The sequence below is a fragment of the Chthonomonas sp. genome (assembly GCF_035294165.1).
Classification (GTDB): domain Bacteria; phylum Armatimonadota; class Chthonomonadetes; order Chthonomonadales; family Chthonomonadaceae; genus Chthonomonas.
Genome location: NZ_DATGLN010000167.1, coordinates 1 through 9151 on the forward strand (window position 1 = coordinate 1; position 9151 = coordinate 9151).

Genomic DNA, 9151 nt, shown 5'->3' on the forward strand with positions numbered 1-9151 from the left:
ATAAAAGAAAGGAGAGAGGCACAAACGCCTCTCTCCCCCATCAACCCGAAAGGAGAAAAGTAAGATGTCTGGTTCCAAGAGGCTACTGAGCCGGTTCGGCATAGCAGGGTTTTATGTGCTGTTAGGCGTTCTTATAGGGGCTTTTGGGGTAACGATGCGCAGCGCTTCCTCGCAGCCTCAGGAGGAGAGCGTCACGATGCCTAACCTCAGAACCCAATCGTTGACTATAGTGGATAGTCAAGGCCGGCCGGTAATCACTATGGGTTCTATAAAACAAGGAGAAGAGAGCACTCCGGTTCTTCAGCTTAGCTCCTGGGAAGGGAACAAGAAGATTTTTAATGGTTTTCTTATGGGGCAAAGCTCTGCGCTGAATAGGCTCTCTCAGCAGATGGCAACTCAAATTGGCCACAAGATGAAGCCACTCGTTCCCTTCACCCCCCTTGTCACCCTAATATATCAACCACCGGGGAAGGCGCCTAGTTTTATCTCGATGGGGTTCGACAGTTCTGGTGGAAGTGGCGAGGTGGTACCCATGATCAGTTTGCAGAATTCGGAGGGCAGTGAGGGATATATTCGTTTGGAGGGGCAACGTCTCGTTAGTAAAAGCGAGGCTGTGCACCTATCGCAGCAGGAGTTAGAGGGTGCACAAACTACATTGCAGACGCTACTAGAACAATTTCTGCAAAGCAGATCGGCTCCTCCTGCTGGTTCAACCGACTCAAAGTGAGTGGTTGCGTCGCATAACCATCATAACACGATGACCATGTCTGCTTAACTGCAACCACCGCCAAAACCTAATCTGCCTAAACGCCAACCTCCTATACGATTCTATCGCCCTAAACAGGCGCTTGAAAGGGAAGTCCTCAAACTGACATGAGGACTTCTCTCTCTATGCTTGCTGGAGGTCTTACGATGGGGGCAAAGATAAAAATTACGTCGCTCCTTGCGATCTGCAGGTTGTTAGGGTATCTTAGTGATATTTATGAAGCTTATTACTCCAAGACAAACGCCAATCGGATTTTGTTCTCCACTCGAAGCCAAAGGAGATGCACTAATGATGAAAAATGGTACGCCCGTCCGTTTACCTTCAAGCTGTGATCGCCTCAAGACAAAGAGACGGTCGTTCTGGCAAGAGCTGCGCACTGCTACCTTCCTGGGGAACGGCAAAAGATCGAGACAACTGTGGCTGTTCCTCCTCGGTGTTTCCCTTCTTTATGGCTGTGAGAGTGTAACCCTCATTGCGGGAAAAGATGGCGATATTTACGGGATCGATTCCAGCGTAGGGACGTTATTCAAGATAGACCCCCCTACCCATCAGTTTGTAGTGCTCCGCCGTTTTTCTGATGAAGGCTTCCCTAGAGTGTTGGTCGCCGGCACCAACAACACCTATTATGGGGTGACGGAGGCCTTTACGGATTCTTCAGAGTACAGTACCCTATTTTGGTGGAAAGACGGAGAGTATCAACGTTTACGTACCCTTTCGAGTACAGAGGGCGCAAGTGTTGGGTCTTTGGTGGTGGATGCGAGTCACTCTCTGCTCTATGGCCTCACTACGAACTCTAATGCGGGCGGAGGCGCTCTCTTCTCGTGTACTCAGGAGGGGCAGATCCGTGTGCTTCGTAGGTTCTCATCCCATACGTGGCCTGCGGTTCTGTGGGAGGGTAACGACCACAATCTGTATGGTCTGGCGATGATTACAGTTTCTGAACAGATCAAAAGCGTTTTGTTTACCTATCAGCCCCAGACAGGCTTTCGCCTCCTGCATATATTTGCACTCTGCAACGATTTTAGCTATCCTCTACAGTCCCCGGATGGCAATACCTACTTTACAGCATGGGGTGGGTGGTATAGGAAGGGCGCTCTGCTCTGCTTAACCGCATCCCAACAGATACAACTCCTTTACCGGTTCAAGAGACGGGTAGAGGGCTACGCTCCGGAGCTGATCGCCTATCGTTCGGGACATCTGTATGGGATAGCGAAGGGCGGCGTCCACGGCAAAGGTCTCTTGTTTGATTACTTCAAGGGACGCTGTCGTGTTCTGCATGCGTTTTTGCGTGAATCCGAGGCCCCCGCTGTAGGGGGAATGTATAAACCTCGGAGTGGCTCTCCCTGCTACCTATTCAGGGATAGTTTGACAAACGGGGTAAATATGGGGCAAGATGGTCAGCTGTTTGTGGTAAGCCCGGTGGGGATATACGTTTGTACATTAAACGGGCAGTATACTCTGCAGCGCCGATTGCCACCGCAGTTATCTCCGAAGAGTGCAGATGGTTTTGTGAGCTATTGGATGGGGTCTCGGTTATACGGGTTCCTGAGCAAGCGGCAGAGTGGAGTATTGGGGGAGCTGAATACTCAAACGATTGTGTGGGAGTATACTCCTGAGACGAAGGAGTTGCGTACTTTAGCTCACCTGGAGGTAGAGCCTGCAGGGGAAGGAGATAAGACGAGAGGAGGTTAGCGTCTGTTGGATAAACGAGATATGTCTGGTAAACGCCCCCACGCCTAGAGGCGAAGGTCCCTCTCGCTTTGCTTCGAGGTGAGGTGGTTTCCGCGCGCACATTTCTATAAAATATCGCTCAGATGGGAGCCTCTGCGATGCCTGCCCTGCTGTTAAGCAAGAGGAAAACGTTGCGCTAAGGTGTGTCCGCTTGTTCTAGGTGGAGGCCTTCGGTTGTGCTTAGCGTGGCCAAAGAGCCACGCACACCGGCCAGCTTAGCACCAGCAAAATAGCGACCATCAAGAGCACGATAAGCCGATCGAGCATTTTGACAAGATGTGTTGACATGTTCTAGGTTCCTATGGGCAGTTAGGTTGGAAACCAAGAGGCCCATAAGGTCCCCATAAAGCCAAACCTTCGTTAGGGCAAGCCGGCAAGGGCTTGTTGAATGAGCGCACTCGGTTTCCAAAACCTAGCTTTTGGGCATTCACAGAGGTTGTTCCCTTTCGTATAGGAAAAGTGAACTGACGAGATCACCGGTTTTTGGAAAAGGCTAAGAGAACACCGCCGTTTGGAAAGTCGTCTGATGAAGATGGAAGGAGCAGAGACCATGTGTCAGCATAAAGGGTGCTGTGGCAACCCGGACGTCGAGAAGATATTGGGTGAGATTGAGCGCAAATCGCGTCGCCAGTTTTTGCGAGAGCTAACAACCGGTGGATTGCTGGTGGCCTTGGCGACGATGGATGAGCAAGCTCGTGCCGACATCTTTATGCCGAGCATCTCCGAGCAGAAGAAAGTGGGACAGCAGGCAGAGCGACAGATATTGCAGCAGTATCGGGTGGTTCATGGACCTCAGGAGAGATGGCTACAACGCGTGGGAGAGCGCCTGCGGGCGGCGCTAGATGAGAAAGACAGACGCACCTGGGACTATCGGTTTCATGTGATAGAGAGTAAGGAGATAAATGCCTTTGCGCTGCCGGGTGGGCCTATCTTCATGTTCACCGGTCTCATGGATCGCATCCACGATGATTCGGAACTAGCCGCCGTTACCGGCCACGAGATGACCCATGTGCGCTTACAGCACTGGGCACGCCGAGTGGCTACCCAGAGGAAAGAGGAGCTTGGCTTTTTAGGAATTGTGCTCTTAACCCATGCAAATCGCACATTGCAGAGTTTAGGTGACTTGGCCTTGAGCGCCATAGACCTGAAATATTCACGTGATGAGGAGAAGCAGGCCGATATCGGTGGCCTGGAGGATATGGTGGCTGCCGGATATAACCCCAACGGCATGTTGGAACTGTTTGATATGTTAGAGCAGGCCACAAAAGGCCACCCACAGCCGCCGGAGTTCCTTAGCGATCACCCTCTCACGCAAGAGCGCATTCGCTACGTGCAACAGCTCATCCAGGAGAAGTATAGCGCCTATACGGATAGGCCCATGTAGACGAAAGGACGAAGGCCAACAAACCGGCATTCGGTTTTTTATGATAACCTTCCCTTTGCAAGACCGGCACACCAGTCCCCTTTCTCGCTAATAGGGGGAAAGGAGGGATAGGGGGCGAGTAAGGCGGGCTTGCTTTGTTAACTGCCTCTAGGACTGCCGGCCTCTATAAGCCCCCCATCCTCTCTGGGTTTCCAAGAGGGGAAGATCAATCCTTATACGGATCGACCACCCCACGCCCGGCCATCGCTACACCGATGGGCTTGAGGGTATGAAGAATACGTACCGTCTTACCCTGGTGCCGCAGCACCTCATCTAGGCGCTTGTAGCATTCGGGGCTTTCGTCCACGTCGCCGCCACGAAGCGTAACGCCTGCACGCTGCACCCACTGCGTCATGCTATCGCGCGAGAGCGTGCGCTTTGCCTGGTTGCGCCCAAGCACGCGACCCGCACCGTGCACCGTAGAGAAGAGCGTGTAGTGCAGCAGGGGCACGTTCTGGTGCTTTTCGCTCTTTTCGGGGCTAACCCCCTCCAAAATGACGGCCGGCTCGCCCATGGTGCCGCCAACGAAGCTTTTTTGGCCGGGGTATGAGGGCGTAGCCCCTTTGCGCACAACCCACACCTCAACTCCATCAATGGTCTCTTTCCAAGCGAAGTTGTGGTGGTTATGCACCTCCTCCACGATATTGGCCCCGATGATTTTGGCAACTTTATCGCAAACCCAGTCCCGACCAGCATAGGCGTAGCGACCGGCGAGGTGCATGCATTCAAGGTAGAGTTGCCCCAACTCCTCTTTCAGCGGCAACACCAGGGGGTCTACCATCATGCCATCCTTCGCACCGGTCTTCTTTAGGAACCAGGTGAGGGTGCGATGCCCTAGCCCACGGCTGCCGAAGTGAACCCCCACCCACACGCGATCCTCTTCGTCCACGAAAATATCCACGTAGTGGTTGCCGCCGCCCACCGTGCCAAGCTGTGCATAGGCCATCTGCTTAAGGGAGCGTACCGGTTCGAGCTTCCACGCCGGGTCGTCGAACAGCGGATGGTCTACACGTTCTTTGTTGGCGCGACCAAGGCCGAAGGAGATTTGGGAAGCGATGTCGTCCATAATACGCCCGATGTTAGCCCGCACCTCCTCGGCCGGAACGTCGAGTCGCACCGCCTTGTTGCCGCAGGCGATGTCGAAGCCTACTCCCGAAGGCGAGATGGCGTCGTAATAGGCGATCACCCCCCCAATCGGCACCGCATAGCCAACGTGGTGGTCGGCCATAAGGGCGGCGCGATAGGCGTTCTTGTGCTTCATGCAGTTTCTAATCTGGGTTACTGCATCCTCTTGTGGCTCCCCAAACACGGGGATACCCTCGATGAACTGTACCTTTGCGCTCATATTCGGTTCCATAAGCATGTTAAGCTTTCTATGGGGATTTGCCTTTAAATCCCTACGCAAATCTATATCGAGAAGTTATCCACAAAAAGTAAAACGGGCTATCATGAAGCCTCCGTGCACAAGTTTGGAGAGGCCGTGTGCGAACAAAAAGCCGATTTCGAGAAAATGGACGCGAAAAAGGTTGACAAAAAGAGAAGAGTTGGAGTAAACTACACAGGTTCTCGCGCTAGGAGGTTTATGGCGCGGTAGGACAGACGCACTTAACGTAAAGGAGGCGGTTAAAAGCGGGGCTTCCCCCGACTTCATGGGACTTCCGTAACGACGATACAGCTCCTGTGCGCGTGTTGTCCTGCCCGGCCAATGGCTGAGGGCATTTTTAATGCCTTTCCTCATATAATGCGCGAACCTCGGTTTCGGTAGGGTCTCTTTTTGAGATCGTAAAAACTCTGCTTTGGGTGAAGGAAGCGGCGAAACGTATGCCAACAATTAATCAGCTGGTACGAAAGGGCCGTAAACGGCTTATTAAAAAGACAAAGGCGCCGGCACTGCGAGGCCATCCGCAGTTGCGAGGGGTCTGTTTAAGCGTGCGAACCGTGTCGCCTAAAAAGCCGAACTCGGCCTTGCGCAAGATCGCGCGCGTGCGCCTCACCAATAAGGTGGAGGTAACAGCCTATATTCCGGGGATCGGTCATAACCTACAAGAGCACTCGGTGGTGCTGGTACGTGGTGGCCGTGTGAAAGACCTTCCCGGAGTGCGCTATCATATTGTGCGCGGCGCCCTGGATGCGGCAGGCACGCGCGACAGAAAATCGAGCCGCTCGAAATACGGAACAAAACGTCCTAAGTAAAGCGAGGAGAGAAAAATATGCCGAGAAATGCGCCGGAAGGCGGCGTCCGCCCGCGTGTGATACCGCCGGACCCGATCTACAACAGCGTTATGGTGCAGAAGTTTATCAATCGCCTTATGAAGGACGGAAAGAAGAGCGTTGCGGAGACCATCTTTTACAAGGCGATGGAACAGATAGAGCGCCGAACCCAGCGACCTGCGCTTGAAGTGTTCGATCAGGCTATTCGCAATGTGGCGCCGGTTGTCGAAGTAAGGCCGCGTCGTGTTGGTGGGCAGACCTATCAGGTGCCGGTGCCCGTTCGAGAAGCCCGCCGCTTCTCGTTGGCCATCCGCTGGATTGTGCTTAATGCGCGTAAGCGGTCGGGGCGAAGCATGATAGATAAGTTGGCTGCGGAACTGATAGATGCGGCTAACAATACGGGGGCTTCGGTGCGGCGGCGTGAAGAGGTGCATCGTATGGCCGACGCCAATAAGGCCTTCGCGCATTATCGTATTTGATGGCTGCTTGCTTAGGAGAGAGCGAAGAGCCAACTGAGTTCAAAAAAGGAGCAGGGCACGACCCGAACGCTTCGAGGAAATTGAGGGATACCTAGCCCGTGCTGCGCCGGTCAGCGAACGCGGTGCGAGCATGGGAGAAGTGAGTGGAGAGTTATGGCAAGAGAGTACGCCTTAAGTAAAACGCGAAACATCGGTATTGCAGCCCATATTGATGCAGGGAAAACCACCTGCACCGAACGGATTCTGTTCTATACGGGCCGAACCTATAAGATCGGTGAGGTGCATGAAGGCTCGGCCACCATGGACTGGATGGTGCAGGAACAGGAGCGGGGCATCACCATCACCTCGGCAGCAACCACCTGCTTCTGGGGCGTTCAGCGCGATGCCAAAGGGGAACGCATTAAAGACCATCGCATCAATATCATTGACACGCCCGGCCATGTGGATTTTACCGTGGAGGTGGAGCGCTCCCTGCGTGTTTTGGACGGGGTAATCGCCATCTTTTGTGCCGTCGGTGGGGTGCAGCCCCAGTCGGAAACGGTGTGGCGACAGGCCAATAAGTACCACGTACCCCGAATCGCTTTCATTAATAAAATGGACCGCATGGGCGCGAACTTCTATGGGGTGGTCGAAAAGATACGGGAGCGCCTCGGCGCTAACGCCGTGCCCATCCAGCTGCCCATAGGTAGCGAAGCCGACTTCGTGGGGGTGGTAGACCTCGTCGAGATGAAGGCGATCCGCTACCTCGATGACATCGGACAGAAGTACGAGATTGTAGATATCCCTTCCGACCTTTTGGATAAGGCCAACGAGTATCATACGCGATTGGTTGAGGCGGCCGCCGAGGTGGATGAGGAGCTTATCGAGAAATACCTCGAAGGAGAGCCGATCTCGGTAGATGAGATTCGTAAAGCCCTGCGAAAGGGCACCATCTCCGGCGCCATCGTGCCGGTGCTATGCGGCTCGGCCTATAAAAACAAGGGGATACAGCCGCTTCTCGACGCCGTGGTCTACTACCTGCCGGCACCGGATGATATTCCGGCCATTGTGGGCAAACATCCCGATACGGGGGCCGAAGAGATTCGTAAACCCTCCGACGATGAGCCTTTCTGTGCGCTGGCCTTCAAAATTGCAACCGATAAGTACGGCCTGCTCACCTTCTTCCGCGTCTACTCCGGCACGCTCACAACCGGTCAAACCGTGTTGAATGCCTCGACCGGTAAGAAGGAGCGCGTGGGGCGCATCGTGCGGATGCATGCCAACAATCGAGAGGATGTAGATGCCGTCTATGCCGGAGATATTGCGGCTATTGTAGGGCTGAAGGATACGCGCACCGGCGATACGCTGTGCGATGAAAAGCACCCTATCTTGCTGGAATCTATCTCCTTCCCCGAGCCGGTCATCTCTATTGCTATCGAGCCGAAAACGAAGGCCGATCAAGATAAACTGGCTACAGCCCTGCAGAAATTGGCCAGCGAAGACCCCACCTTCCGTGTTTCCACCGATCCGGAGACTGGCCAGACTATCCTGAGCGGTATGGGCGAGCTTCAACTCGATATCAAAATTGACATTTTAAAACGAGAATACGGCATCGAGGCCAACTACGGGGCACCGCAGGTGGCATACCGAGAGGCGATTCGCCATAAGGCCTCCGCGCGTGTTCCGTTTAAGCGCCAAACCGGTGGTTCTGGTCAGTATGGTGACTGCGAACTCGAAATCGAGCCGCTGGAGACCGGCGAAGGTTTCGAGTTTGTGAACAAGATCACCGGTGGCGTGATCCCGAAGGAGTTCATCCCTGCTGTGGAAAAGGGCGTGCGCGAGGCGATGGAATCCGGCGTGTTGGCCGGCTATCCGGTGGTGGATGTTCGTGTCGCTGTGGTGGATGGCTCTTACCATGAGGTGGACTCGAGCGAGATCGCCTTTAAGGTGGCCGCCAACCAGACGATGAAAGAGGCCCTTCGACGCGCCGGCCCTTACCTGAAAGAGCCGATTATGGAGGTGGAGATCGTTACGCCCGAGAACTACATGGGCGATGTTATCGGCGACATTAACCGAAGACGTGGGCGCGTAGAGGGGATGGAGCCTGGCCCAGGTGGCACTCAGACCATTCGGGCTTTGGTGCCGCTGGCCGAAATGTTTGGCTACGCTACCGACCTGCGTGGCATGACCCAAGGGCGGGCTACGTTTACCATGCAACCATCCCACTACGAAGAGGTTCCTCGCCATGTGGCAGAGGAGATTTTGGCTAAAACCGGGCAGAAACAGCCCGTCAAAACCTGATATGTCCTAACCGGCTCCGATGAAAATAGCCCTTCTATGGGCATCTTCGGAGCCTTCCTTTTACTTATTTCTAAATCGAATGGTGAACGCTTCACCAGGTGGAAAATAGGAGACTGACTTATGGGAAAGCAGAAGTTTGAGCGGACGAAGCCTCATGTGAATGTGGGGACAATCGGTCATGTAGACCATGGCAAGACGACGTTGACCTCGGCCATCACGCGGGTGTTGGCCGCCTACAACGGCAGCAAGGCCCTTAAGTAC

Annotated in this window: 8 protein-coding genes; 7 read left to right on the plus strand and 1 reads right to left on the minus strand. The window is 54.1% G+C overall.

The features are described from left to right. Positions 1–64 precede the first annotated feature (64 nt). The 3 genes from VKV29_RS08685 to VKV29_RS08695 all read left to right on the plus strand — a co-directional run bounded on the left by VKV29_RS08685 (position 65) and on the right by VKV29_RS08695 (position 3881). Entirely contained in the window at positions 65–727 is a 663-nt protein-coding gene (locus tag VKV29_RS08685; RefSeq protein ID WP_324200915.1) for a hypothetical protein, read from the plus strand. A 327-nt stretch (positions 728–1054) separates the two neighbouring features. Next, entirely contained in the window at positions 1055–2458 is a 1404-nt protein-coding gene (locus VKV29_RS08690; protein ID WP_324200916.1) for a hypothetical protein, read from the plus strand. Between the two features lie 589 nt (positions 2459–3047). Further along, the gene (locus tag VKV29_RS08695; RefSeq protein ID WP_324200917.1) at positions 3048–3881 is read left to right on the plus strand and encodes a M48 family metallopeptidase; all 834 of its coding nucleotides are present in this window, start codon (positions 3048–3050) and stop codon (positions 3879–3881) included. 205 nt (positions 3882–4086) lie between these two features. Here VKV29_RS08695 and VKV29_RS08700 read toward each other — a convergent pair whose 3' ends face one another. Further along, positions 4087–5265, minus strand: coding sequence for an RtcB family protein (locus VKV29_RS08700; RefSeq protein WP_324200918.1), 1179 nt, complete (start codon positions 5263–5265; stop codon positions 4087–4089). A gap of 476 nt (positions 5266–5741) precedes the next feature. Between VKV29_RS08700 and rpsL the strand changes: the two genes are divergently transcribed. From rpsL to VKV29_RS08720, 4 genes are all read left to right on the plus strand, one after another. After that, on the plus strand, positions 5742–6113 hold the full coding sequence (rpsL, locus tag VKV29_RS08705; protein ID WP_016484146.1) for a 30S ribosomal protein S12: 372 nt from the start codon (positions 5742–5744) through the stop codon (positions 6111–6113). Between the two features lie 17 nt (positions 6114–6130). Further along, positions 6131–6610, plus strand: coding sequence for a 30S ribosomal protein S7 (gene rpsG / locus VKV29_RS08710; protein ID WP_324200919.1), 480 nt, complete (start codon positions 6131–6133; stop codon positions 6608–6610). Between the two features lie 153 nt (positions 6611–6763). Beyond that, positions 6764–8890 (plus strand): elongation factor G, encoded by a 2127-nt coding sequence (fusA, locus tag VKV29_RS08715; protein WP_324200920.1) that lies wholly within the window; start codon positions 6764–6766, stop codon positions 8888–8890. Between the two features lie 120 nt (positions 8891–9010). Then, positions 9011–9151, plus strand: a 141-nt coding sequence (locus VKV29_RS08720) for a GTP-binding protein (RefSeq protein ID WP_324200921.1), incomplete at its 3' end; no start/stop codon positions are given.